Origin of the sequence: Mangrovimonas yunxiaonensis, assembly GCF_000733475.1 — a bacterium.
Taxonomy (GTDB): Bacteria; Bacteroidota; Bacteroidia; order Flavobacteriales; family Flavobacteriaceae; genus Mangrovimonas; species Mangrovimonas yunxiaonensis.
The window spans coordinates 109,349-134,870 of the sequence record NZ_JPFK01000005.1 but is presented as its reverse complement, the minus strand read 5'-3'; the positions used below and the strand labels follow the sequence as shown (position 1 = coordinate 134,870).

Sequence of the window (25,522 nt, the reverse complement as noted above, 5' to 3'; positions counted from 1 at the left end):
TGTTATATATGGGTAATTTCATTGTCATGTAGAAGGGTGTCTCCGCGTAAACGCAGCAAAATTTGAGCCACGGCCACGGTATCTTTTTCGCAGTATTTTATAATGCGGTCTATGTCCTGTTCTTCGTAAAACACACGGTAAACTTCACTGCCATCTATATCGTCTTTTGGCGACGGAATGCCTAAAACATGGGTTAGTAATTTTAGGGAGGTGTAATTTTTATAGTCGCCAAATTTCCATAGTTCTAAGGTGTCTAAATGAGGAACTTCCCACGGTTTTTTTCCAAACAGGTTTAATTTATGAGGAAGCTGTATGCCGTGGATAATCATTCTTCTGGCAATATAAGGAAAGTCGAATTCCTTTCCGTTGTGGGCGCACAGCAAGTGTTTTGCTTGGTGAAAGTGTGTTGTTAAAAGGGCTTTAAAGTCTTTTAAAATAGTTATTTCATCGCCGTAGAAGGAGGTTACCCGAAACGTTCTTACATCGTTGGTAATCTTAAAATATCCGACAGAAATGCAGACAATTTTTCCAAATTCGGCCCAAATACCGGCGCGGTCGTAAAATGCTTCGGCAGTAAACTCGTCCTTGCGTTGGTATTTCGATTTGGTTTCCCATAGCAGTTGCTTGGTGGTGTCCAAATCTGAAAATTTTGGCGTTTCCGGAACGGTTTCAATATCTAGGAATAATATGTTTTCTAAATGTAGTTTAGAGAGCATTGTTTAACATGTTATAAGCTTCTTCTATATAGGTTGTAATGTCTGGTGTAAAGGTGGCTACGGCATCGCCGGGACCTTTAGAGTGCCCTAAACGCACAATAATAACATTGTCGTTGGGCTCTACAATAACATATTGCCCCAAGTGGCCCCGCATCATGAAAAAGGACTTGTCTCCCATGTTTCGCAACCACCAACCGTAACCATACTGGGGGCTTTCTTTAAAACGGGGGGTTATAGATTTTGCAATAAAAGCCGAATCTAGAATTTGTTTTCCTTGCCATTTTCCGTAATCCTTATAGAGTTTGCCCATACGCGCAAAGTCTTTAGCGTTGCTGGCAATACAACAATAGGCCTTAACTAGGTCGTGGCCATCGCTGTCTAACTGCCAGAGGGCTTGGTTTTCGCTGCCCAATGGTTTCCAGAAGCTTTCTGTAAGATAGTTGTAAAGCTTTTTTCCGGTGGCACGTTCTATAACTATGGCGAGCATTTGTGTGTCGCCACTGGCATACTTAAATGCTTTTCCTGGGGTGTTAACAACTTTAAGTCCAGACATTACTTTGGTTAAATCGTCATCAAAATAGGCGCGAGTTGTAATAGAGAATGGCGAATAGTAGCGTTCGTCCCAATTGGTGCCAGAAGCCATGCTGGATAAATCGCCTACGGTCATTTTTGCGGCTTCGCCTTCGCAAAACTCGGGCATAAAGTCGCAAACAGGCTGGTCTAGACTTTTAATGTAGCCGTCCATTATGGCCTTGCCCAGAAGGGCAGAAACATAGCTCTTGGCCATAGAAAAAGAGTTGGATTTGGAGCTTTCATCATACCCGTCGTAATAGTTTTCATACCAAATGCTATCATTTTTAATAATAACATAGGCAACGGTTCCTAAATCTTTATTGGTTTCAGCCAGTTTGGGTGTTTCTTGTGCCGTATTGTAATTTTTATGGTTGGGCCAAGGTTGTGTGGTGGTAATGTTTAGTGGCTTGTTTTCAAAATATTTGTAGTCATCTAAAAAAGCGGTGGTATGGCCATTAAAATAAATGGTTCTAACGGCTTTAAGGAGGTAATCGGTGTCGGTACTGTAAAGGGCAAGAATAAGCAAAGCGATTAAAGCAGCTAACCACTGGCCTAGTTTTTTAATGTATTTCATGGTGGCTTTTAGTTTAAAACTAAAGATAGTAAAAAATTAAAATAAAGCTTGCTGTTTATAGGGGCTTTCGTGTTCTAGTAACCATTGTTTGCGGTGTAACCCTCCTGCATAACCTGTTAAGCTGCCATCGCTACCAATAACGCGGTGGCAGGGAATTACAATCCAGATGGGGTTTTTGCCATTGGCGCTGGCTACTGCCCGAATGGCTTTTTCGTCGCCTAACTGTCGGGATAGTTCTAAGTACGAAATGGTTTTGCCATAAGGAATGTTAAGCAAAGCTTTCCACACGGTTTTTTGAAAAGGGGTGCCTTTAGGGTTTAATTTTAAGTGAAAATGGGAGCGCTTACCCTGAAAATAATCGTGGAGTTGGCAGGCGCATTCCTGCAAGGGTTGTGGGATGATGTTGGTGGCTTCTTCTTTAGAGTTTAAAACAGTAATATTACAAATGCCATTGCTGTCACCAGTAATTTTGGTGTAACCTAAGGGCGTATTTATAATACAGCTTTCCATTAGTCATCAGAATCATTGTCTATAAGTCCCAGACGTTTTGCCCGTGTTTCCCAACTGCGTCTAGCCAAAAGCTGCAGGTCTGGAATGTTGTCGCTTTCATCCATAATTTCCATGCCTAAAAGGGTTTCTATAACATCCTCCATGGTAACTAGGCCGCCTACAGTGCCATACTCGTCTACCACCAAGGCCATGTGGTTTTTGCTTTCTACCAATTGCTCGAACAATTTAGGGATGGGCATGGTGCGATTAATGATAATGATGTCGCGCTTAATTTCCAGAAGTTGCTTGTTGCCGTTTCCAAAGGCCATTTCCCTAAAAATTTCATCTTTTAAAACGAGGCCGGAAATGTTATCGGAATCGTCTTTATAAACAGGAATTCTAGAAAACCTAATGTTGGAGTTCTTATTGAAAAAGGCCTCTATAGTCATGGCTTCATCCTCTATTTTCATAACCGTTCTAGGGGTCATGATGTCTTTGGCCTGAACATCCTTAAAGGTAAGCATGTTTTTAATAACCTTACTTTCAGATTCTAGGAACACGCCTTTTTCTTCGGCTAGATCGGTCATGGCATGGAAATCCTCACGACTTAATACGCTGCCGTGATGTTCTTTGCCACCAATAAGTTTGGTGGTAAGTTGCAAGAGCCATAAAATGCCCATTACACGCAGGGGCCAAATCATGATGGTTAAGGCCTTGGCTGTAAAATGAGCCAGCTTTTTCCAATAGGTGGCACCAATGGTTTTTGGAATAATTTCGGAAGCGACCAATATGAAGATGGTCATTATGGTTGAAACAATTCCAACCATAAGATCCTCGGTAAGTACAATTCCTAAAATTTTTCGGGTTTGGGTGCCGTACATTTCGGCATAAGCGACTTTTGCCTGAACCCCTACCAAAATAGCGCCTACGGTGTGTGCGATGGTATTTAGGGTAAGTATGGCAATAAGTGGCTTATCGACATCGGTTTTTAAGTCTTTAAGGGTTTTGGCGTAAGCTTTGCCTTCCTTTTCCTTAACATTGATGAATGTTGGAGTAATGCTAAGCAAAACAGCCTCAAGGATAGAGCATAAAAACGAAAAGAAAATAGAAATTATGGCGTAAAAAATGAGTAAACCCATTATTGTGTTTTAGTTTGGTTCTTGCGAAGTTACGAAATCAATTTTACAACATCCTTAGCAAAATAGCTTGCAATAATATCGCCCCCGGCGCGCTTAATGGCAGTAACTTGTTCCATCATAACGGCATCGTGGTCTAGCCAGCCTTTTTCGGCGGCGGCTTTTAGCATGGCATATTCGCCGGAAACTTGATAAACAGCTACGGGAACATCGCTTATATTTTTAATGTCGCGAACAATATCTAAATAACATAGTCCTGGTTTAACCATAACAATATCGGCGCCTTCGGCAATATCGGTTTGGGTTTCTTTAAGGGCTTCCATACGATTAGCCGGATCCATTTGGTAGGTTTGTTTGTCTTTAGGGACATCTTGCATGTTTACCGGGGCAGAGTCCAGCGCATCTCTAAAAGGGCCATAAAAGGCAGAGGCATATTTTGCTGAATAGCTCATAATACCGGTGTTGTAAAAGCCTTGTTCTTCCAATAGAGTACGCATTTTAAAAATACGTCCATCCATCATATCGCTAGGGGCAACAAAATCGGCTCCGGCCTTGGCGTGACTTAACGCCATTTCTGCAAGGATAGCTGTCGTGTCGTCGTTTAAAATTTGCCCATTGGCAACTACGCCATCGTGACCAAAGCTGGAGTATGGGTCTAGGGCGACATCGGTCATGACCAGCATGTCTGGACATACATTTTTTACGGTTTTTACGGCGCGTTGCATTAAGCCGTTTGGGTTTAGAGCTTCGGTGCCAGCGTTGTCTTTTAAGTTGTCGGGCACTTTAACAAACAGCAACACCGATTTTAACCCCATGCTCCAAAGGGTTTTAACTTCGTTTTCTAAAAGGTCCAGACTGTACCTAAAGTAATTGGGCATAGAGGCAATCTCTTCTTTAACGCCTTTGCCTTCCACTACAAAAAGAGGTACTAAAAAGTCGTTAGGTGTAATAATAGTTTCTCGAACAAGGTTTCTTATGGTGCTGTTCTGTCTTAATCTTCTATGGCGTTGTAGTGGGTACATGTTATTTTTTTAACTTGAGTTTTTCGTTGATTTTATCGAATTTTTCGTTCATTTTTTTTGGGGCTTCTAAACGATACCCAAAAATACTTGAAGGAAAGGAATGTTGTCGTTTACATAAGACGATCTATCTGTATTGTGGTTAATTATGAGATAGCTGTAATGCGCTCCAAAATACGCATTATTTATGTTATATGAGGTTGAGGTTCTAAAATTAAATTCGGTTAATAAAGAGGTTAAGTTTTCTTTATTACCATTAGATTTTGAGTGGGTATGATTTAAGCCAATACCAGCCGAAACCCCTGCTGACAGCAACAGGTTGTTAAAAGGCACAACATTGTAGTAATACGAAGGGGCAAAAGCAATATCGTATGAATACATGTCTAATTTAGTAGCCGTAGGCGCATCATCTATGTCGTATTTAGTAACGTAATAAAGCACACGCGGAATAAAACTCCCGGCGCTCTTTAGTTGCTTTTCGTGTTGGGGAACAATGGCCTTAAAAGACAGGTTTTCGTTAACGATGTACGAGGTTGCACCACCAATTTTAAACGCTTTCAAATTTGAAAAATACACATTGGCACTAGCGTGTTTTAAATAGAAACCTTTCTCGTTAAAGATATCTAATGTTTGCATCCATTTACCAAAATAAGTTCGGAGGTTTAAATTAAACAGTTTGGAGTTTTCGTTATCCTTATTTTCAGCTAAAAAATTCGGGGCGAAAGCAAAAGAAGCCGTAATAAACCTATACGATAAAGAGGCGCCAATTTTATTTTGTTTGTTGGGTTCCATTTTAATACTCAGGTTAGAATCCCTATCGTTAATGGTAAACGAATTATAGGTGTTTGTAAAAAACAAACGAGCGGTTATTTTGTTGGTAATAGGCGCAATATAATCTAGTTTAGGTTGTGGCATTACATCGTGTGCTTGTGTGTGTGCCTTAAAGTAGGCAAGTAAGAATACTAAAGTAATATGCCTTGTTTTTAAGCCCATGATTTTGGCTGTTTCAGCACATCGATTAACTTTTCTTCTTCGCTTCCAGGTTTTGGGTGATGATCGTAGGCCCACTGTACGTGTGGGGGCAGGCTCATTAAAATGCTTTCAATCCGGCCATTGGTTTTTAAGCCAAATAGGGTGCCTTTGTCGTGAACCAAATTAAATTCGACATAACGCCCACGGCGAATTTCTTGCCAGGTTCTGTGGGCTTTTGTATAAGGTGTGTTTTTTCGTTTTTCTACAATGGGGACGTAGGCGTCTAAAAAGCTATCGCCAACTTCGGTTACAAAATTGTACCAGTGGTTCATTGTAAAGTCTTCCTGGGCTTTGCAGTAATCGAAAAATAAGCCGCCAATACCACGGGCTTCATTGCGATGTGCATTCCAAAAATAGTCATCGCAACGGTTTTTGTAGGTTTCGTAAAACTCGGGGTGGTGTTTGTCGCAGGCAACTTTACACACCTGGTGAAAGTGTTTGGCGTCACTTTCAAAAAGATAGTAAGGGGTTAAATCTTGTCCGCCGCCAAACCATTGGTCAACCAAGTCGCCTTGGTTGTTATACATTTCAAAATAGCGCCAGTTGGCATGTACCGTTGGAACAAATGGGTTTTTAGGATGAAGGACCAAGCTTAGGCCGCAAGCAAAAAAATGGGCGTCTTTAACACCAAAATAGGTTTGCATGCTTTCGGGCAGCTGGCCGTGTACAGCAGAAATGTTAACACCTCCTTTTTCAAACACATGACCGTTTTGAATAACACGCGTACGTCCGCCACCGCCTTCGGGGCGCTCCCAAAGGTCTTCGTGAAAACGCGCCTTACCATCAATAGCCTCTAGTTTGGCGGTAATGGTATTTTGTAAATCTTGTATGTATTGATAGAATGTGTGTTTCATTGTTATCGTTTAAACTTTAAAATAAGGTATCCAATAATGGCCGCTATCAACGACCCTATTAAAATGCCTACCTTTGCCGAGTCGATATTGGCAGTGTCTCCAGAAAATGCCAAGCCAGCTATAAAAATAGACATGGTAAAGCCTATACCAGCCAAGAACGAAACGCCCAGAATGTGCCAGGTAGAGATTTCCGAAGGAATGGTAATAAGCTTTATTTTTTTGGCGAAAAGCACAAATGATGTGATTCCGATGCTTTTCCCTATGACCAAACTAACCACGATGGCCGTAACCAAATTAAACTCTAAGGGAACCGAGCTGTTAATAACCACTCCAGCATTGGCAAATGCAAATACAGGAATAATAAAGTAGGCTACCCAATCGTGAAGGTTGTGTTCTATTTTCTGTAATGGGGATTGGTATTTGCATGTCCAATCTTCCAGATCGTCTATTTCCTGAATTTGTTCTTTTGATAGAATAGGGGTGTTTAATACCGAGGCTTGTTTAATGTTATTGGTTATGGCAACAAGGTTGTCTATAAACTTTGGTGTGTCTATTCGCTGCCTAATAGGTACAGAAAAAGCCAGTAAAACCCCAGCTAAAGTTGGGTGTATGCCGGCTTTTAAGAAAAGCACCCAAACGACAATCCCTAAGCTTATGGTTAAAAATTTTGAATAATACCCTCTGTACGATAAGAAATATAACAAGGCCAGTAACAAAAGGGCCATGCCTAATAGGCTAAACTGTATTGCGCTGCTATAAAATATGGCAATAACCAGTACGGCACCAAGGTCGTCTACAATGGCAAAAGCCGTTAAAAAAACCTTTAGACTTAAAGGAATGCGCTTGCCTAATGTGGTAAGTATGGCCAACGAGAAAGCAATGTCTGTAGCCATAGGGATCCCCCAACCTTTTAGGGTTTCGGGGTTGTTATTTAACAAAAAGTAACACAGTACAGGCACAAGCATGCCCCCAAAAGCACCTACTAGCGGGAAGCCTATTTTTTTTGGTGAATTAAGCTCTCCGATAAGAAATTCACGTTTAATTTCCAGACCGATTAAAAAGAAAAAGATGGCCATTAGCCCATCGTTTATCCATAAAATAAGGGGTTTACTTAGTTCGAAATCTTCGGTGGTAATGCCTAGGTTGTACTCCCAAAGGGCTGTATAACTTTCTGAAAAAGGCGAATTGGACCAAACAAGTGCCAAAACGGTTGCCATAAATAGCAACAGGCCACCAACACTTTCGATCTTAACAAACTTTTGAAACGGGGATAGAATTTTTTTATCTGTCATTGTTATTTCGTGTAGTTTTTTTACAAAAATAGCAAGATAGGATTGTTTAGTTGTTTTCAATTTCAAACAATTCCATATCCCATTCTTGTTTTTCTGAGATAAATTCTTGTTTTAAGGTTGCTTTCCAGACAAAACCAGCACGTTTGGCCACGTTTATGCTTTTTGTATTCGATTTATGGATTAAAATCTGGAGGCTTTCTAGGCCTAGTTTGGAAAAGGCATAATGCTTTGCCGCTTTAATGCTTTTGCTCATCCAGCCATTGCCAGAGTATTCCTGGCCTAGGCAGTAGGCAAATTCGCCCTGTTTGTTAGCCCAGTTAATATTTTTAAGGATGACCAGTCCAGCAACTTTATGGGTGTCCTTTTCTTTTATGGCAAAGGTGTACTCTAACTTGTTGTTAAGGGCTTCAGCTTTATGGTTTATATAATTTTCCGAAGCCTCTTTTGAAAGGTTTTGAGCTAGAGTTTTAGGTAAAAACTGCTGAAAATTTCTCGCATTCCTTATCATGAGTTGATTTAAACTCATGGCATCGACAGGTTTAAGGGTGTCTATGTAAAAGGTTTCGTTAATTAAATGCATTTGCTTCTAATTTGTAATGGTTATCTGCTTGTAAGGCAGAAACGGTCGTTTTGGTTGCTGCTGTTACCGATAGGGGTAAAACCAAAACAATACCCAAAACAGGAATTAATATACCTAGCATAAATACAAGACCATTGCCAATGGCATGGCCAGTATTTTGTTTTACAAACACAATGCTATCGCGGTAATTAAAATGGCGTTCCAAGGTGTAGTCCATATTACCAAAACCAGCGTAATACGCTTGGAGCAAGAGCAACAAAACAGACGAAATAAGGCCAATAACTGGAACAAACCCAATGAGTAAAATGGGGATGGTCCAAAACAGTTCCATACCCAAATTTCTGAGGTTTATTTTAACACCCCGCCAAAGTTGTTGGCCAAAAGTAGTTTGGCGATGCTTATAGGTGGGGGTGTTTAACAGGTAGGCTTCAATTTTTTCTGAAACCGGACTCATAAACGGTGCAGAAAGTGCCATGACAATATGCTTATAAAGGATTAGCCCAAGAGCAACAATAAACAATCCGCCAATAATACTGCCCACCTTAGCAAAAGTGTCTTTGCCCCACTCCCAAACCCAAAGTTTAGAAATTAAATGCCCAAGATTATCAGACCAACCGTAGGCCAAAAAACCAATGGTAATGGCTGTAACAAGGCTAATTAAAATAGGGATAGCAAAAAATTTCCAGAGCCTAAGTTTGGAGATTAATCCAAAAGCCCCAAAATATGCTTGTATACCTTTAAAGATGTGTTTAAGCATTGTATTCTTTTACCGCATCAATAAACGCTTTGGCGTTATCCAAAGGAATATTGGGCAGGATACCATGACCTAAATTTACAATATATTTATCTTTTCCAAAAGCATCGATCATTTGATGTACCATTTTTTTAATCTCCGATGGAGGTGATAACAATCTGGCAGGGTCAAAGTTGCCTTGTAGGGTTATGTTGCCACCAGTTAGGTAACGGGCATTCTCTGGAGAGCAGGTCCAGTCTACACCAAGAGCAGAAGCATTAGATTTTGCCATTTCTGGTAGTGCAAACCAGCAGCCTTTAGCAAAGGCAATTACAGGAGCATCGTCTTTAAGGGCTTCAATAATTTGATTGATGTATTGCCAAGAAAACGTTTGGTAATCTGTTGGTGACAGCATGCCGCCCCAAGAATCGAAAATTTGAACAACATCGCAACCCGCTTTTACCTTTTCCTTAAGATAAGCAATGGTTGTGTCGGTTATTTTTTGAAGCAGTAGGTGTGCTGCCATTGGGTTGGTAAAACAGAACTCCTTGGCTTTGTCGAATGTTTTGCTGCCTTGCCCTTGAACACAGTAACATAAAATGGTCCAAGGCGATCCTGCAAAACCAATTAACGGCACCTCGTTATTAAGAAGCTCTTTTGTGGCTTTAATGGCTTGGTAAACATAATCTAATTCTACGGTTACATCGGGAACAACAACACGGTCTACGTCGCTTTGTGTGCGGATAGGGTTGGGTAAATAAGGCCCAAAGTTTGGTTTCATTTCTACCTCAATGTTCATAGCCTGAGGAATCACCAAAATATCGCTAAATAAAATAGCAGCATCCATGCCGTAACGATGAATGGGTTGCACGGTAATCTCGCTTGCCAGTTCAGGAGTGCGACAACGGGTAAAAAAATCGTATTTTTCACGAATGGCCATGAATTCTGGCAGGTAGCGTCCTGCTTGGCGCATCATCCAAACGGGAGGGCGTTGTACGGTTTCTCCCTTTAGTGCTTTTAAGAACAGATCGTTTTTTATCATAATGTTTTAGTGTTATGCCCGCTAAATGGGGGCTTAAATGTTTAAGGCCGCCCTTAAAGCGTCATGTTTTTTTACTCGGTTTTATGTTTGTGTTTGTTGCCAAGTTGTTTTATAACGTGCTGTATAACACTTTCAATAGTTGGCTTTTTGGCGATATAAATGTCTTTGGCATAGGGTTTTACAGCATCGGCTGTTGTGTTACCAATACAAAATACCGTTTTATGCTCTAAAGTGTTGTTTGTTATGTAGCTTTCAACGCCACTGGGGCTAAAAAATAAAACGGCATCAACAGGAGCTGCTATGGTTTGGGGGTTTAAAACCGTTTTGTAAACGTGTACTTCCTTAAAGGAAATGTTGTTTTTTGTTAGTGCATTGGGCAGTTCGTCTCTTCTAATGCTGCTGCAAAACAACCAAAAGTGTTCGTTTTTGTAGTTTTTTACAAGATGTTTGGCTAAATCGGCGCCATAATGGGTCATTTTTGTAACATGTTGGCCATGTTCTTCTAAAAGTGCTTTTGTTTTTTCACCCACACAAAAACAGTGCTTTATTACGATTTTTTTTTCTAAGAGTGCTTTTACCGTGTTTTGACTGGTAATAATGGCATTATGGGCTATAATATCATCATCAAAATCTAAAGCTTTTATGTTAATAGCGTCGTATTCAGCTAAAGCAATATTGGCCTTTTGGAACAGGTTTTTTTGTTCCTTGGTTAATATTTTGGTAGAAAGCACTTTCATTATAATGCTGCCTTAATTGCGGTCATTAATGCTTTGCCGCCATTGTTCAGGATTTCTAGGGCACACGTTTTTCCAAAGCCTTTGTAGTTGGCGATGTCGACTGTTTTTTCGACACTTAATTTTTCGGAACCATCAATGGCGAGTAACACCCCTTTAAATACAATGGTATTGTTTTTAATGGTTGCCAAAGCTCCTATGGGCGCTGTGCAGCCCCCTTCTAGAACGTTTAAAAACTCGCGTTCGATGTGAGTGCAAATTTCACTGGGTTTGTGGTTAAGCTTAGAAACAGCTTCGGTAGCGAAGGAATCGTTTTCTAGCGTAACAACCACCATGGCACCTTGAGCCGGTGCAGGAACCATCCAATCGATTTCTATGTGGTTTTCAGGTAAAATTTCAATGCGTTCTAGCCCGGCTTTAGCAAAAATAGCAGCGTTGTAGGTGCTGTTTTCTAATTTTTGCAATCGGGTAATAACGTTGCCGCGAAGCCCTTCAACCTTATGGTTGGGGTATTTGTTAAGCCATTGGGCTTTACGCCTAAGGCTTCCTGTGGCTATGGTGCCATTGGTCTTTAGGAAATCTAAATCTTTGTAGACCAAAATATCTTTGGTGTTGGCTCTTGGTAAAACGGCCGTTTGTATAATACCTTTAGGTAAAAGTGTTGGCACATCTTTCATGGAGTGTACCGCAATGTCTACATCGCCATTAAGCATGGCTACATCTAGGGTTTTGGTAAAAACGCCAGTAATGCCCAGCTGGTAAAGCGGTTTGTCAAGTATAATATCGCCTTGCGATTTTACGGGAACCAATTGGGTTTTGTATCCTAAGGTTTCTAGTTGTTGCTGTACGGTTGTGGCTTGCCAAAGGGCTAATTTGCTATCGCGCGTACCAATGCGAATGGTTTTAGACATAGGAGGTCTCTTCTAGTTGAAACACTTTTTTAATAAGCTCTATGCTCTCATCGGTAGCGATGGTGTCGTCTTTTAAATGATGTGCAAAGTGGTTGGTGATTTTCTGGATGATGTTGTTGCTAATCAACTCGGCTTGTTCTTCGTTAAAGTCGGCTAGTTTTTTGCGTTGTGTGTCCAGTTCGGCAGCTTTAAAATCATTCAGTTTAAGTTTTAAAGCTTTAATGGTAGGGGCAAATTTTCTAGTTTCTAACCAAGAGTTAAATTCGGCTTTAACTTCTTCTATAATCGCTTTGGCAACAGGAATATGGGTTTTGCGCTTTTCTAGGGTTTCATCGGTTAATTTCGATAAATAATCCAAATGGACTAGAGTCACATTCTCTAGATCGGACACATTGTTATCCACGTTTTTCGGGATGGATAAATCCAGAATTAACAAAGGCTTTTTTGTTTGAATCAAGTACTTGTCAACCGTAGGGTTTTGGGCGCCTGTAGCAACAATTAAAATATCTGAAGCATTGATTTCCTCTTGCAAATTGGCATAATCCTTCACCACAACATTAAATCTGCCGGCAACCTCTTCGGCTTTGGTTTTTGTGCGGTTAATTAGGGTGATATGCTCGTTTTGAGTGTGTTTTATAAGGTTTTCGCAGGTATTGCGTCCAATTTTTCCTGTGCCAAACAATAAAATGTTTTTGCTGGAAATATTGGGAACATGCTTTAAAATGTAACGTACCGATGCAAAAGATACCGAAGTTGCCCCCGAAGAGATGTTGGTTTCGGTTTTTATACGTTTGCTGGCTTGAATAACAGCATTTACCAAACGCTCTAAATAATTGTTTAGCAGGTCGTGTTTTTTGGCGTCTCTTGCTGCCGATCTTAATTGGCTAATAATCTCGAAATCTCCAAGAATCTGGCTGTCTAAGCCTCCGCCAACGTTAAACATGTGCGCAACGGCCTCGTTGCTTTTGTGTACGTACGCCACTTTTTGAAACGCCTCAATGGTGCCTTTGGTGTTGTCGCACAACAGTTTTATAAGCTGAAAGGGATGCTCTGCAAAGCCGTATAATTCGGTACGGTTGCATGTCGATATAATGATTAGGCTGCTAACGCCTTCGGTTTTGGCCTGCGCAAACAATGCTGCTTTTGCATTGTTGTCTAAACTAAAGTGACCACGGGTTTCAGCATCGGCTTTTTTATAGCTTAAGCCAATAGCGTAAAACGTTTTGTGTTTTTTTGATTGTGGCATACGTATTTTTAATATACAGCACACAAAAGTATAAGGATGAGAGGAAAGAAAATAACGCTAAAAGAACAATAAGTAACGATAGTGGTTTTTTAACCTCATTTTTTCTTAAAAAATGACAAATGTCATACTTTTGCAGTGGTAACGGCACTTTTTGCTTATTCAATTTAGAATAAATCTAAATAATATTGTAATGAAATCAGATTTTAAAGCCGAAGAAAATGTCGCTAAAGGGTCGTATTCTGAAGTAAAGATAGACAATGAGTTCTTTGTTTTAACCTATCAGAATGAAAATGAGGTGGTTGAAGTGGTAGAGCGCAGTATTGACAGCAGTTTTATACAGTTTCATTTTTGTTTAAAAGGCTCGTGTAAGTTTATTTTTAACCGCGGAAATTACGGACTAGATATCGCCGACGAAAAATCGTTGTTGCTTTATAACCCCCAACGCGATTTGCCTATACACATTCAAAGCAGTCCGCATACCTGGGTGGTTTCGGTGTTAATATCGATCAAGAAATTTCACCGATTATTTTCACAAGAAGCCGATTACATCACCTTTTTAAGTGATGATAACAAGGATAAAAAATACTATAAAGATGGTAAGATTACCCCATCTATGGCCATTGTACTTACCCAGTTAATACATTTTAACTTAAACAGCTCAATTAAGAACCTTTATTTTAAGGGGAAAGCTTACGAATTGTTAAGTTTGTACTTTCATAGAAATGAAGATGCCGATGTGGAGCAATGCCCGTTTTTGGTCGATGAAACCAATGTGATTAAAATACGTAAAGCTAAGGATATTATAATCTCTAGAATGGCCGAACCGCCAACGTTACAAGAGCTTGCCGATGAGATTGGCTTGAGCCTTAAAAAGCTAAAAGAAGGGTTTAAGGAAATTTATGGCGACTCGGTATTTAGCTTTTTGTTCGATTATAAAATGGAGTATGCCCGAAAGCTTTTAGAGTCTGGCGACCACAATGTAAACGAAGTAGGTTTAAAAGTAGGGTACAGCACGGCAAGTCATTTTATTGCAGCATTTAAAAAAAAGTACGGAACGACACCAAAAAAGTATATTATGTCGGTCTCTTAAATAACTAAACATTAATGAAAAAAGGAATCTTGCTCGTCAATCTGGGCTCTCCCGATAGCCCAGACCCCAAGGATGTAAAAACATATCTTGACGAATTTTTAATGGATCCGCGAGTTATAGATGTGCCATTTTGGTTGCGCAGCTTTATTGTGCGGGGCATTATTTTAAACACCCGCCCTAAAGCTTCGGCGGCAGCCTATAAGAAAATTTGGTGGGAAGAAGGCTCGCCATTAATCGTGATTTCAGAAAGCCTTCAGCGTAAAATTCAGGAACAGGTAGAGGTTCCCGTAGGGTTGGCCATGCGATACGGCAGCATGACCATTAAAAAAGGCCTTCAGGAATTGGTCGATAAAGGTGTAGAAGACGTGCTGCTTATTCCCTTATACCCGCAGTTTGCCATGGCAACGACCGAGACCATTTTGGTTTTGGCCGAAGAGATTAGACAGGCGCATTTTCCAAACATAAAAATTACCGACCTGCCCGCATTTTACAACAATACCGATTATATTAAGCTGCTGTCTAACAGCATAGCAAAGCATTTAAAAGACAAGCCATACGAGCATTTGCTGTTTTCGTACCACGGAGTTCCAGAACGCCACATAAGAAAAAGCGACATTACCAAGTCGCATTGTAAAATAGACGGGAGTTGTTGCGCAACAGCCTCTAAGGCGCACCAGTTTTGTTATAGGCACCAATGTTTTGAAGTCACCCGATTGGTGGTAGAAAACCTAGGGCTAAAAGAAGGAACATATTCTACATCATTCCAGTCCCGTTTAGGGTTCGATCCCTGGTTGCAACCTTATACCGACAGGACAATAGAGCGTTTAGGCAACCAAGGCGTAAAAAACATGGCCGTTGTAACACCAGCTTTTGTAAGCGATTGTTTGGAAACCCTTGAAGAGATTGCTATGGAAGGCGAAGAGATATTCCACGAAGTAGGAGGTGACAATTTTACCACCGTACCTTGCTTAAACGACGACCAAGAATGGGTAGACTTGTTGGCAAAGTGGATTAATACGTGGCAAACCACAGAAAAGCGCCCGGTTTAAATGGCAAAAGTAAGTTCGGTAGATTTAGGTACAAAACCCATAAGCAAGCTGCTTATTAAACAGGCCGTTCCAGCGTCAATAGGAATTTTAGTGATGTCGCTAAATATTTTAGTCGATACTATTTTTGTTGGAAACTGGATTGGGTCTACAGCTATAGCCGCCATAAATGTAGTACTTCCGGTGTCGTTTTTTATCGCGGCTCTAGGGATGAGTATTGGTGTGGGTGGATCGTCTATAATTTCCCGAGCTTTAGGGGCAGACCAAAAAGAGAAAGCCTTAAAAACCTTTGGGAACCAAATAACCCTAACCTTATTGTTTACAGTGGTTTTAGTGGTTTTTGGTTTGCTTTATGTCGATGATATTATACCCGCCTTTGGCGGAAAAGGTGCCATTTTCGAGCCTGCCAAAATCTATTACGTTATCGTGCTTTACGGAGTGCCTTTTTTGGCCCTTTGCATGATGGGGAATACCGTTATTCGTGCCGAGGGCAAGCCTAAGTTTGCCATGTATGCCATGATGATTCCTTCGGTAGGTAATCTTATTTTAGATTATGTGTTTATTAACCTTTTGGATTTAGGAATGTACGGAGCCGCCTGGGCAACTACAGGGTCCTACATTTTGTGCTTTGTATTTATTGTGTGGTTTTTCTTTTCGAAAAACGCCGAACTAAAGTTGCGCTTTCCGCATTTGGGGTTAAGCAAACGCATTGTAAGCGAAATAGGATCGTTGGGGTTTGTTACACTATCTAGACAGGCCGTGGTAAGTATTACCTATTTGTTTATGAACAACATTCTATACGATTTAGGCGGTGAAACTTCGGTAACAGCGTATGCTATTGTGGGAAGAATGTTAATGTTTGCGCTGTTTCCTGTTTTTGGTATTACGCAAGGGTTTTTACCCATAGCAGGTTATAATTATGGCGCCGGAGCTTACAGTAGAGTCAGGGAAACCATTAATACGGCCATTAAGTATGCTGTTATTTTGGCAACGGCCATTTTTGTTTTGCTAATGGCTTTTCCAGATGTTATTACACGCATGTTTACCCAAGATGCCGAGGTGCTTAAAGAAACCCCAAGTGCCATGCGTTGGGTGTTTGCAGCAACGCCTATTATTGCCATTCAATTAATAGGCGCCGCATATTTTCAGGCCATAGGAAAAGCCATACCAGCCTTATTGCTAACCCTAACAAGGCAAGGCTTCTTCTTTATTCCGTTAATTTTAATTTTACCGAAGTTTTATGGCGAATTGGGTGTTTGGATGTCTTTTCCAATTGCCGATGTGTTGGCGACTCTTGTCACAGCCTATTTTTTAAATCGGGAAATAAAGGCACATTTAACTAACCAACCCATTAAAGAATAATTACCTTTAACCTGTGGAATACTATAACTACATAAAAGCATTACACCTTATTTTTGTAATCACTTGGTTTGCTGGTTTGTTTTACATTCCGCGACTATTTGTGTATCAAATAGAAGCCTTTCATAAGCCTTCGCCAGATAAGGAAATCCTGGGGCGACAACTAAAGCTAATGGCCAAGCGCTTGTGGAATATCATTACCTGGCCATCGGCAATTTTAGCCACGATTTTTGCCGTCTGGCTTTTGATTATTAATCCGTTTTGGTTAAAACAACCTTGGATGCACGTCAAGTTAGTGTTTGTTTTGCTGCTGTTTGTCTACCACCTAAAAACCCACCAGTTTTACAAGCAATTACAACGCGATGAGGTGAAAAAAACCTCAAATTTTATGCGCTTATGGAACGAAGGCGCTACATTTATTTTGTTTGCCGTAGTGTTTTTGGTCATTTTAAAAAGTGCCCTTAATTGGGTATTTGGTGTGGTTGGTATTTTCGTGCTCGGGATACTATTAATGCTTGGGTTTAAAATATACAAGAACATACGTTCTAAAAATCCAAACGCATAGCGAAATGGCTTGATTATTGCTATCTTTAGGTTTTTAAAACACTATTTGTAGTGTAAAGATTCCTTATGAAACTAAAAAAACTCTCCTTTCGTCTGCGCATCTTTCTCGCCATGATTTTATTGGTGCTTTTGGCGTCGGTGTTAATTGCTGCCGTGACCATATACCAGTATCAGGAAGAAACCAGAGAGTATCATCAAGAGCGTTTAAACCGTAAGGAAAAGGCTATAAAACGCAACATTGATTTTGTGATAAGGGAGACCACCTATGAGGTCACTACCGAGAAAATCCCATTAATCTTTAAAGAGAAAATTTATGAAATAGCCGATGTACATAATCTGCAGGTAAATTTGTACGATTTAGACGGGGGGCTTTTAATTTCCTCGAAAGCATCAATTTCTCCAGATACTACAGCAACAAAATGCTTGGGTGCCAACATACTTAACAGCCTATCACAAACGGCAGAACGGCGTTTTGTAGAGAAAAATTTCGAGGGCGATGTAGCTTTCCAGTCATCGTACTCTTATATTACAGACCAAAAATTCAAGCCTTTGGCCATCCTGAATTTGCCGTATTTGGAGGAGGATGATTTCTTTTCGAACGAGCTTAACGAATTTTTAAAACGGCTAACATTGGCCTATTTGTTTATGCTGATTGTGGCCATTATTTTAGCCTACCTATTGTCTAAATACATTACAAAATCCTTAAAGGCCATAAGCGAAAAAATGAAAGCCACGCGATTGGAACGACGTAATGAGAAAATTGAAATCCAATCGACCAGCGAGGAAATTGAAAATCTGGTTCAGGCCTATAACAGCATGATAGATGAGCTGGAGGAGAGTGCCGTAAAATTGGCAACAAGCGAGCGCGAACAGGCCTGGCGTGAAATGGCAAAGCAAGTGGCTCACGAGATTAAAAACCCGTTAACACCTATGCGTTTAAGTGTGCAAAGCTTTCAGCGTAAGTTTAATGTTAACGATCCAAGCATCGATAAAAAAGTAGACGAATACAGCAAAACACTTATTCAGCAAATCGATACCATGAGCTCGATTGCTTCGGCCTTTTCTAATTTCGCGAAAATGCCAGCGCAAAAAAACGAACTGTTAAACGTAGTAGAGATTACCAAACTGGCCCTAGATATTTTTAGTGAAGATTACATTCACTTTACGTCGGAAAAAGAAACTATAAAAGCCAAATTGGACAGAACTCAACTTATTCGCGTAATAACCAATTTGGTTAAAAACGGCACACAGGCCATTCCAGAGGATCAGGAAAACAAGGCTATTTTAGTTGCTGTTTCACAGGTTGAAAATCAGGTTATCATTACCATTTCAGATAATGGCCCAGGGATTTCCGAAGAAAATAAAACCAAAATTTTCGAACCTAAGTTCACGACCAAATCCAGTGGTATGGGGCTTGGTCTGGCTATGGTAAAGAACATTGTGGAAACTTACCAAGGAAGTATTACCTTTACAACAGAAAAAGATAAGGGAACCACGTTTAAAGTGGTTTTTCCAACCGAAAAAAACAATTAAAATGAGTTATAACAACATCCTTTCAGAAGTGACCAATGGTATAGCAACCATTACCATTAACCGACCAAAAAAACTCAATGCGTTAAACAAAGAAACCATTCAGGAGCTTCACCAAGCTTTTGATGCCGCAGATAAAGACCCTAACACCAAGCTTATTATTCTTACAGGAAGTGGCGAGAAGGCTTTTGTTGCCGGAGCAGATATTAGTGAATTTGCCGATTTTAATGTAGGCCAAGGTCAGGAATTGGCAGCAAAGGGCCAGGAGCTGTTGTTCGATTTTGTGGCCAACCTAGGAACACCGGTTATTGCTGCAATAAATGGGTTTGCTCTTGGTGGCGGATTAGAATTGGCTATGGCAGCGCATTTTAGAATTGCTAGCGATAATGCCAAAATGGGGCTGCCAGAAACATCGCTTGGGGTTATTCCTGGTTATGGAGGTACCCAAAGATTGCCACAACTTATTGGTAAAGGCCGTGCTATGGAACTGGTCATGACAGCCGGAATGATCAATGCCGAAACCGCCTTAAATTACGGGCTGGTAAACCATGTAACAACGCTAGACGATTTAATGCCGTTTGCCGAAAAATTAGCAGGCAAGATCATGCGAAATTCATCAGTGGCTATCCGCTCGGCTATTAAGGCTATTAATGCCAATTACGAAGTTGGTGTAAATGGTTTTGATGTAGAAATTAAAGCTTTTGGCGCCTGTTTTGGCACCGAAGACTTTACAGAAGGAACTACCGCATTTTTAGAAAAACGCAAAGCCGATTTTCCAGGGAAATAAAAAAGAATGGAATATATAAAAGGAAAAAAGCAGCCTATTTGGCTGCTTTTTTGTTGAAAACTTGTTTCGATTTAACAGTTTTTGGAGCCTTATTCTTTATAATTTTAAAGAAACATTCCAGTTAAATGGCTTCTTCTAAACAACAAAAAACCATGATAAAAGGCCGTGGTGCACAAAAACTGATGCATAACCGTTTCTTTGAATTAAGCCACGATATGCGGGATGATTTTTTGGAATTTTGTGCTAAAGAAGGCGAAGAAGCAGACAAAAACAAAACACAATACTTACAGACTTTTCCAAAAACCATTGTTAACAAGGTAAAAAGCCCAGACGTTGGAATGACATATTCTATGAACATGTATCAAGGTTGTGAGCACGGGTGTATTTATTGTTATGCGCGCAACTCTCATGAATATTGGGGGTATGGTGCGGGGCTAGATTTTGAACGCCGTATTCTGGTTAAGAAAAACGCTCCACAATTGCTGGAGGCTTTGTTAAAAAAGAAAAGTTGGCAGGCCCAAACCATTGTCATGTCTGGAAATACCGATTGCTATCAGCCTGCCGAAAAAACGTTTAAACTCACTAGGCAATGTCTTGAAGTGTTTTTAAAATACAAGCATCCTGTGGCTATTATCACTAAAAATGCCTTGGTGTTAAGGGATCTGGATTTACTAAACGCCCTAAACAAAGAGGGGTTACTGGCAATTAATATTTCTATTACCTCACTATCGGAGGAGACAAGGCGTGTTTTAGAACCCCGAACAGCAACCATAAAAAAACGTTTGGAAACAGTAAAAATCCTTTCTGAAAACGGGATTCCTGTTAACGTTATGTTGGCTCCCATTATTCCGTCTATTAACAGTCATGAAGTTTTGCCTATGGCCAAAACGGTATCAGAATTAGGTGCACAATCTATAGCACATACTATTGTTAGGTTAAATGGTGCTATTGGCGATATTTTTACCGATTGGATAAGGAAAGCCATGCCCGATAGGGCCGACAAAGTGTTGCGCCAAATAGCAAGTTGCCACGGTGGGAGTTTAAACGATAGCCGGTATGGCACACGCATGCGAGGCGAAGGCGAAATAGCCGCGCAAATTAACATGATGGTAGCGCTGGCAAGAAAAAAATACTTTAAAAACAGAACAATGCCTAAGTTAAACACAACGCTTCATGCAAGTTGTAAAACTGGGCAACTCAAGTTATTTTAAAAGGTGCCCGCCCTTGGTGGTAAAGCGCTTTAATAAGGTTGTTGTTTCCTGCAAGCGATAACGGTTTATTTTAAATTAAAATCAAATAAAAAAGCCTGATAATTTATCCTGTGGGGAGTGTGACTAAAAAAGTCTTTTATAAAAAAAAGCGACCAATAAGGTCGCTTTTTTTATGAGTTTGCTATGGTTTCTTATTCAGAAACAATGGTCAATTCATCAACAATATGCTTGGCATTAGAGAATTTGTCAATCAGCCAAAGCACATAGCGCATGTCAACACTAATTGTTCTTTGTAAGTTAGAATCAAAAATCACATCACCAGCCATGGCTTCAATGTTGCCATCAAAAGCAAGACCGATAAGTTCGCCTTTTCCATTTAATACTGGAGATCCCGAGTTTCCACCTGTAATATCGTTATCGGTTAAGAAGTTAACAGGAAGCTCGCCTTTTTCGTTAGCGTAGCGGCCGTAGTCTTTGGCATCGTATAGCTCTAAAATACCTTTAGGCAAGTCGAATTCTTGATCGTTAGGCTTGTATTTTTTAACCATACCTTTCATGGTTGTATAGTTGTTTACAGCAGCATCGTTGCGTGGGTCTTTTGGTAATGCTCTTACCTTACCGTAAGTTAAACGCAATGTCGAGTTGGCATCGGGGTAAGCAATTTTGCTTAGTCCAGATTCTCTTAAACCGGCTACTAACAATCTAAAGGCAGCATCGTAATCGTTTTTAGCAACCTCTATAGCTTCTGGCATTTCACGATACTTGTCTAATAATTGAGAAGACAATTTAAACAGTGGGTCGTTTTGCAAAAGCGCTTCGTTAGGGTAGTTTATAAAGGCTTTAACGCGGTCTTTAGACGTAAAGATACTTAGGTCGAAAATGGCATTGATGTAGTTCGAGAAATCGTTGTTGTTTTCGTTACCAATTTCAGCAACCAGTTCAGGAAGGGCGTAGTTAGCTTTTGTGGTGTATAACTTTAATTGCTCGGCAAAGATTTCTTTTTCTAAAGGTAAGTGGTAATCCTTAAATTCATTGTCTACCATGGTCATTAATCGTGGTAATAGCTCTTCTCTCTTGGCTTCGTTAGCTTGAAGGTAGTGTTCTAAACTACGGCCAAGTCTGTAAGGTAGCACGGCAAATTTACTAGCACGCAACATGCTTAAAAGGTAATTGTCGTGTCTGGCTTTATCGTTGGTAAGGGTGTAATACGTGTTAATATCGTTAATCACGTTCCCGTATTTGGCCTTGTGGTCTTTTTTATTGGCCCATTTATCAAACTTGCTTTCGGTTTTCTTTTTGGCTTCGGCAGTTTTGTGCTGCGTAAGCGCATCTATCATACCTTGTCTGTTTTTCCAGTAGTTTGCAATTCTAGCGTAAGGCGATGCGTACATTAGGTTTATAGACTCGTCTTCATTCATGTATTTTTTCATGACGTCCATACTGCGCTTAGAACCTTCTACCCAAGCAGGGTAGGCGTAATTTACGTTTTGGTTTACCCCTTCGGCAGGCATCCATCTATTGGTGCGTCCTGGGTAGCCCAAAATCATGGCAAAGTCGTCTTCTGCTACACCGTCTAGTGTTACAGGTAAATGGTACTTGGCTTTTAAAGGCACGTTGTTTTTCGAGTATTCAGCTGGGTTACCGTCTTTATCGGCATACACTCTAAAAAGTGAAAAATCGCCTGTGTGTCTTGGCCACTCCCAGTTATCGGTGTCGCCACCATATTTTCCAATGCTCTCTGGAGGTGTTCCTACTAGGCGAACATCTTTATAATCTTCGTAAACAAAATAGTAGTATTCATTGCCTTGGAAGAACGATCTTACAGATACGGTGTATTTGCCGCCTTCGTTATTCTCTTGCTCAATTTTAGCAATTTCTTGGTTAATAATGGCTTCGCGCTCTTTCTCAGACATGGTGTTGTTAACCTTAGACAGAATGCGCTCAGAAACGTCGTCCATTCTTACAAAGAATCTAACAAAAAGGCTTTCAGGTTTTAATTCGTCTTGGTGCGAAGCTGCCCAAAATCCATTTTTTAAGTGGTTTTTTTCAGCAGAAGAAAGCTCGGCTATAGCACCGTAACCACAGTGGTGGTTGGTTAATACTAGGCCATTTTCAGAAATGATGCTGGCAGTACACCCGCCATTAAACTGTACGATGGCATCTTTAAGGCTTAAGTTGTTAATGCTGTAAATTTCTTCGGCCGTAAGCTGAAGGCCCATTTTTTGCATATCAACTTGGTTAAGGCGCTTAATGTGCATTAAGAACCACATGCCCTCGTTGGCAAAAATCGAGGAAGTAAATGATAGCAACAAGGCTATACTGGTAAGGATTAATTTTTTCATTGCTTAAATGTTAGCTTGGTAATGAGATTTTGAATATGTATTAAAGCTGTAAAAATAAGAATACAATAGGATAAAACGCCTTTTTTAATAAAGTTTTAAGTTATTTATGGCCGTCCCATTCGGCATAGAATTGCTCTAGAAAAGTTTCCATAAACCGATGGCGTTGCGCGGCAAGTTGTTGGCCGGTTTTGGTGTTCATGCGGTCTTTTAGCAGGAGAAGTTTTTCGTAAAAATGGTTTATGGAAGGTGAGGTGGTGTTTTTATAGGTGGCTTTGTCCATGTTGAGGTTGGGCTTAACATCTGGGTCATAAAGCTTTCGGTTTTTAAAGCCCCCATAGTTAAAGCAACGGGCAATGCCCACAGCACCAATGGCATCTAGCCTATCGGCATCTTGAATAACGTCCAGCTCTGCCGATTGGAAGGCTTGTTTAAAGTTTCCGCCTTTAAAGGATATATGCGCTATAATGTTTGCCACATGGTCTACAGTGTCTGTATCCACTTCTAGCTTTAGCAGGAATTCGCGTGCTATTTTAGGGCCAATACTTTCATCGCCATCGTGAAATTTGCTATCGGCAATGTCGTGCAGTAAGCTTCCTAAGGCTACCACAAATGTATCGACATTTTCATGTTTGCTAATGCGTAAAGCATTGTGGTATACCCTTAGGGTGTGAAACCAGTCGTGGCCGCCTTCGGCGTTTTCAAGCTGTTGCTTTACAAAATCCTTTGTTTTGTTAATGATTTCTTCTTGTGTCATACAACCACATCTTTGGTAATTTCTTTTTCTAGGTGGGCAATAAGGGTGTCGTAATCGTTGTAATCGCTTAGCTGTATGGGTTGGTGTACCTTAAATTTTAAATGCGCCCCCAGCCCCATAGGAAATTTGCCATAGCGAAGCATTTTCCAGGAGTTGTTAATTGTTATAGGAACCACAACGGCGTTTGGAATGCCCTTAAAAAGTGTGATTAGCCCTTTTTTCTGAAAGGTCTTTGGTTTGCCGGTTCTGCTGCGTGTCCCTTCGGGGAAAATAACGGCCGCCCGGTTGTTGGTTTTAATGTAATTGGCAAAGTTTTGAATGGTTTCTACAGCGGCTTTAGGGTTTTTCCTATCGATTAATGCCGAACCACCATACTTTAAATTGAACGAGACACTTGGGATGCCCTTGCCCAATTCTTTTTTACTGATAAATTTGGGGTGGTATTTTCGCATGTACCAAATAATGGGGGGAATATCGTACATGCTTTGGTGATTGGCAACGATAATAACCGGCTGGTTTTTAGTAATGTTATAAGGGTTTTTAAACGTGTATCTTGCCCCTAACAGATTTGTGCAACGCATTAAGAAAAACTGAAGCCAATCGACCGTTTTTTTATGCGCTTGGTAGCCAAACACGTTTAAGCTAATCCATTGTAAGGGGTGAAAAACCAATAACGCGATTCCAAAACAAATGAAAAAAAGAAAGGTTAAAGGGTATGATAGAAATTTTAGCATAACACAAAAATATTAAAAGTAACCATAAAAAAACCACGGCAAGTTTACCGTGGTTTAAATTTTATTCGTCATTGCGAACGTAGCGAAGCAACCTTACAACTATAATGTTAAATTTAAAAGACTACCACGTTAGTTCGTTTCTCGTAATGCCTTTGTTTTTAACAGTGTTCGTTATAAGCATCAATAAGGTTTTCGGCAATCATTTCGGCTGGACGTCCTTCAATATGGTGACGTTCTAGCATGTGAACTAATTCGCCGTTTTTAAATAAAGCCATGCTTGGTGAGCTTGGCGGAAACGGAATCATATATTCTCTTGCCTTATTGGTAGCATCTTTGTCAACACCAGCAAAAACCGTTACTAAATGATCTGGTTTTTTGGTGTTGTTTAAGCTTATTTTTGCGCCTGGTCTGGCATTGGCAGCAGCACAGCCACATACCGAGTTTACAACCACTAGGGTTGTTCCTTCTTGGGCTATGGCAGCGTCTACAGCGTCTACAGTATGTAGTTCCTCAAAACCAACTTGGGTTAAATCCTCACGCATTGGTTTTATTAATTCTGCTGGATACATATATTGTGTTTTTTAGAAAATTAATTTGTTCACACAAAGATACATAATTAAGTAGAGTTGCTGTTTATCTTAACACGATTTTAGAATTACCATGTGTAAATACCTAACCTATCGTTTAAAGGTGAGCAAAAAGCCATCGGCACCCATATTGCCATCAAGGGTTAATTGAAAAGCGGTATAGGCTAAACGGCCAAAGTCGTTAGATTGTATGTGTAGGTATTGGGCGTCATTTTCGGTAACAATGTCATAGGTGTAGCTCCCCGACTCTAAACCATCGTAAAGGATGGTGTCGTCTGTATTGTTGTTGGTCACGGTAACGGTATGGGTTTCTGTGTTAAAATGCCAAATAATAAGGCCGTGGGTTATCGTGTCATCAACACCTGCAAAGCCGCCCTGTACGTGTGTTAAGCTCCAATTGCCTTGAAGTGTTACGGGGTAAGCACAGCAAAGGTCATCATCATTGTTGGAGTGGCAGGCTGTAAGCAAAAATATGCCTAGCGTTAACAGAGGGTATTTAATTAGGCGTAAAAGCATTGGTTTAGGGTTGCTGTTTTTATTAAGATGTTAATATAGTGAAAAGGTTGCGTAACAAAAAGCAGTATGTT

At 40.3% G+C, this 25,522-nt stretch carries 26 protein-coding genes; 7 read left to right on the top strand and 19 right to left on the bottom strand.

The annotated features are described in order from the left end of the window. Positions 1-2: 2 nt before the first annotated feature. From IA57_RS04740 to hemA, 14 genes are all read right to left on the bottom strand, one after another. On the bottom strand, positions 3-716 hold the full coding sequence (locus tag IA57_RS04740) for a 3'-5' exonuclease (RefSeq protein ID WP_036119990.1): 714 nt from the start codon (positions 714-716) through the stop codon (positions 3-5). After that, entirely contained in the window at positions 706-1,863 is a 1,158-nt protein-coding gene (locus IA57_RS04735; RefSeq protein ID WP_036119987.1) for a serine hydrolase domain-containing protein, read from the bottom strand. Before IA57_RS04735 ends, IA57_RS04740 begins: the two co-directional genes overlap by 11 nt. Before the next feature lie 36 nt (positions 1,864-1,899). After that, complete coding sequence (locus IA57_RS04730) at positions 1,900-2,373, bottom strand: methylated-DNA--[protein]-cysteine S-methyltransferase (RefSeq protein ID WP_036119984.1); 474 nt, start codon at positions 2,371-2,373, stop codon at positions 1,900-1,902. Next, the gene (locus tag IA57_RS04725; RefSeq protein WP_036119981.1) at positions 2,373-3,491 is read right to left on the bottom strand and encodes a CNNM domain-containing protein; all 1,119 of its coding nucleotides are present in this window, start codon (positions 3,489-3,491) and stop codon (positions 2,373-2,375) included. The genes IA57_RS04730 and IA57_RS04725 overlap by 1 nt, the downstream gene beginning before the upstream one ends. A gap of 29 nt (positions 3,492-3,520) precedes the next feature. Next, positions 3,521-4,510 (bottom strand): porphobilinogen synthase, encoded by a 990-nt coding sequence (gene hemB / locus IA57_RS04720; protein ID WP_036119978.1) that lies wholly within the window; start codon positions 4,508-4,510, stop codon positions 3,521-3,523. Positions 4,511-4,576: 66 nt separating this feature from the next. After that, the gene (locus IA57_RS04715; RefSeq protein ID WP_036119975.1) at positions 4,577-5,500 is read right to left on the bottom strand and encodes a DUF4421 family protein; all 924 of its coding nucleotides are present in this window, start codon (positions 5,498-5,500) and stop codon (positions 4,577-4,579) included. Beyond that, complete coding sequence (hemF, locus tag IA57_RS04710) at positions 5,491-6,393, bottom strand: oxygen-dependent coproporphyrinogen oxidase (RefSeq protein ID WP_036119973.1); 903 nt, start codon at positions 6,391-6,393, stop codon at positions 5,491-5,493. Before hemF ends, IA57_RS04715 begins: the two co-directional genes overlap by 10 nt. A 2-nt stretch (positions 6,394-6,395) precedes the next feature. Continuing rightward, positions 6,396-7,685, bottom strand: a complete 1,290-nt coding sequence (nhaA, locus tag IA57_RS04705) for a Na+/H+ antiporter NhaA (protein ID WP_036121277.1) — start codon at positions 7,683-7,685, stop codon at positions 6,396-6,398. Between the two features lie 46 nt (positions 7,686-7,731). After that, a complete protein-coding gene (locus IA57_RS04700; RefSeq protein WP_036119970.1) occupies positions 7,732-8,265 on the bottom strand; it encodes a GNAT family N-acetyltransferase in 534 nt (177 codons plus the stop codon). Next, the gene (locus tag IA57_RS04695; protein ID WP_036119968.1) at positions 8,252-9,022 is read right to left on the bottom strand and encodes an EI24 domain-containing protein; all 771 of its coding nucleotides are present in this window, start codon (positions 9,020-9,022) and stop codon (positions 8,252-8,254) included. Before IA57_RS04695 ends, IA57_RS04700 begins: the two co-directional genes overlap by 14 nt. After that, a complete protein-coding gene (hemE, locus tag IA57_RS04690) occupies positions 9,015-10,040 on the bottom strand; it encodes a uroporphyrinogen decarboxylase (protein WP_036119965.1) in 1,026 nt (341 codons plus the stop codon). Before hemE ends, IA57_RS04695 begins: the two co-directional genes overlap by 8 nt. Before the next feature lie 71 nt (positions 10,041-10,111). Next, positions 10,112-10,777, bottom strand: coding sequence for a uroporphyrinogen-III synthase (locus tag IA57_RS04685; protein WP_036119962.1), 666 nt, complete (start codon positions 10,775-10,777; stop codon positions 10,112-10,114). Beyond that, positions 10,777-11,685: a hydroxymethylbilane synthase gene (gene hemC / locus IA57_RS04680; protein ID WP_036119959.1), complete on the bottom strand. Its 909-nt coding sequence runs from the start codon at positions 11,683-11,685 to the stop codon at positions 10,777-10,779. The genes IA57_RS04685 and hemC overlap by 1 nt, the downstream gene beginning before the upstream one ends. Further along, positions 11,678-12,931: a glutamyl-tRNA reductase gene (gene hemA / locus IA57_RS04675; protein ID WP_036119956.1), complete on the bottom strand. Its 1,254-nt coding sequence runs from the start codon at positions 12,929-12,931 to the stop codon at positions 11,678-11,680. The genes hemC and hemA overlap by 8 nt, the downstream gene beginning before the upstream one ends. 190 nt (positions 12,932-13,121) lie before the next feature. Between hemA and IA57_RS04670 the strand changes: the two genes are divergently transcribed. The 7 genes from IA57_RS04670 (at position 13,122) to IA57_RS04640 (ending at position 20,518) form a co-directional block, all read left to right on the top strand. After that, on the top strand, positions 13,122-14,021 hold the full coding sequence (locus IA57_RS04670) for a helix-turn-helix transcriptional regulator (RefSeq protein WP_036119948.1): 900 nt from the start codon (positions 13,122-13,124) through the stop codon (positions 14,019-14,021). Positions 14,022-14,035: 14 nt separating this feature from the next. Beyond that, the gene (hemH, locus tag IA57_RS04665) at positions 14,036-15,070 is read left to right on the top strand and encodes a ferrochelatase (RefSeq protein ID WP_036119943.1); all 1,035 of its coding nucleotides are present in this window, start codon (positions 14,036-14,038) and stop codon (positions 15,068-15,070) included. Then, positions 15,071-16,429: an MATE family efflux transporter gene (locus tag IA57_RS04660; RefSeq protein WP_036119940.1), complete on the top strand. Its 1,359-nt coding sequence runs from the start codon at positions 15,071-15,073 to the stop codon at positions 16,427-16,429. It begins immediately after the preceding gene. A gap of 13 nt (positions 16,430-16,442) precedes the next feature. Beyond that, complete coding sequence (locus tag IA57_RS04655; protein WP_036119937.1) at positions 16,443-16,991, top strand: CopD family protein; 549 nt, start codon at positions 16,443-16,445, stop codon at positions 16,989-16,991. Between the two features lie 65 nt (positions 16,992-17,056). Further along, positions 17,057-18,523 (top strand): sensor histidine kinase, encoded by a 1,467-nt coding sequence (locus tag IA57_RS04650; RefSeq protein ID WP_036119934.1) that lies wholly within the window; start codon positions 17,057-17,059, stop codon positions 18,521-18,523. 1 nt (position 18,524) lies between these two features. Continuing rightward, positions 18,525-19,307: an enoyl-CoA hydratase/isomerase family protein gene (locus IA57_RS04645; RefSeq protein ID WP_036119932.1), complete on the top strand. Its 783-nt coding sequence runs from the start codon at positions 18,525-18,527 to the stop codon at positions 19,305-19,307. Positions 19,308-19,432: 125 nt separating this feature from the next. Next, complete coding sequence (locus IA57_RS04640) at positions 19,433-20,518, top strand: PA0069 family radical SAM protein (protein ID WP_036119930.1); 1,086 nt, start codon at positions 19,433-19,435, stop codon at positions 20,516-20,518. Between the two features lie 191 nt (positions 20,519-20,709). On the opposite strand, the gene IA57_RS04635 is transcribed toward IA57_RS04640, so the two are convergent. The 5 genes from IA57_RS04635 to IA57_RS04615 all read right to left on the bottom strand — a co-directional run bounded on the left by IA57_RS04635 (position 20,710) and on the right by IA57_RS04615 (position 25,451). Next, positions 20,710-22,860 carry a S46 family peptidase gene (locus IA57_RS04635; protein ID WP_036119928.1) on the bottom strand — a complete coding sequence of 717 codons (2,151 nt, stop codon included), beginning with the start codon at positions 22,858-22,860 and terminating at the stop codon, positions 20,710-20,712. Between the two features lie 100 nt (positions 22,861-22,960). Further along, complete coding sequence (locus IA57_RS04630) at positions 22,961-23,614, bottom strand: HD domain-containing protein (RefSeq protein ID WP_036119925.1); 654 nt, start codon at positions 23,612-23,614, stop codon at positions 22,961-22,963. After that, the gene (locus IA57_RS04625; protein ID WP_036119922.1) at positions 23,611-24,348 is read right to left on the bottom strand and encodes a lysophospholipid acyltransferase family protein; all 738 of its coding nucleotides are present in this window, start codon (positions 24,346-24,348) and stop codon (positions 23,611-23,613) included. The genes IA57_RS04630 and IA57_RS04625 overlap by 4 nt, the downstream gene beginning before the upstream one ends. Positions 24,349-24,506: 158 nt before the next feature. After that, a complete protein-coding gene (locus IA57_RS04620; protein ID WP_036119919.1) occupies positions 24,507-24,917 on the bottom strand; it encodes a BrxA/BrxB family bacilliredoxin in 411 nt (136 codons plus the stop codon). Between the two features lie 108 nt (positions 24,918-25,025). Next, positions 25,026-25,451 (bottom strand): hypothetical protein, encoded by a 426-nt coding sequence (locus IA57_RS04615; RefSeq protein WP_036119917.1) that lies wholly within the window; start codon positions 25,449-25,451, stop codon positions 25,026-25,028. Positions 25,452-25,522: the final 71 nt, after the last annotated feature.